The sequence below is a fragment of the Pseudomonas sp. IT-P395 genome (genome assembly GCF_949767675.1).
GTDB lineage: Bacteria > Pseudomonadota > Gammaproteobacteria > Pseudomonadales > Pseudomonadaceae > Aquipseudomonas.
This window is the reverse complement of the sequence record NZ_CATKPW010000039.1, coordinates 1-456: the sequence shown is the minus strand read 5'-3', so window position 1 is coordinate 456 and position 456 is coordinate 1. Positions and strand designations below refer to the sequence as shown.

Annotated in this window: 1 pseudogene; it reads left to right on the top strand. The window is 62.3% G+C overall.

Features of this window, described 5'->3' with window-relative positions:
* Positions 1 to 456: pseudogene (locus ACM6IN_RS20455) on the top strand (serine 3-dehydrogenase); the annotation flags it as partial.

Here is a 456-nt window from a genome sequence, read left to right as displayed (position 1 = left end):
GCCAACACCCTCAATGGCGGCGCAGGTGCCGACACCATGATCGGTGGTGATGGCGTCGACACCTACTACGTCGACAACGTCGGCGATGTAGTGATCGAAACCGATGCCTCGCTGACCGCACTCGACCGCGTGTTCTCGTTCATCGACTACACCCTCGGCGCCAACGTCGAAAACCTGATCCTGACCGGCACGGCCAACCTCAACGGCACCGGCAGCGCGGTCAGCAACCGCATCACCGGCAACGACGGCGATAACATTCTTGACGGCGGCCTCGGCGCCGACACGCTGATCGGTGGTCTGGGCAATGACACCTATATCGTCGACAACATCGGCGACACCGTCACCGAAACCAGCACCCTGGCGAACGAGATCGACACCGTCCGTGCATCGGTTGACTGGACACTCGGCGCCAACCTGGAAAACCTCGTGCTCACCGGCAACGCCGTCAACGGCACC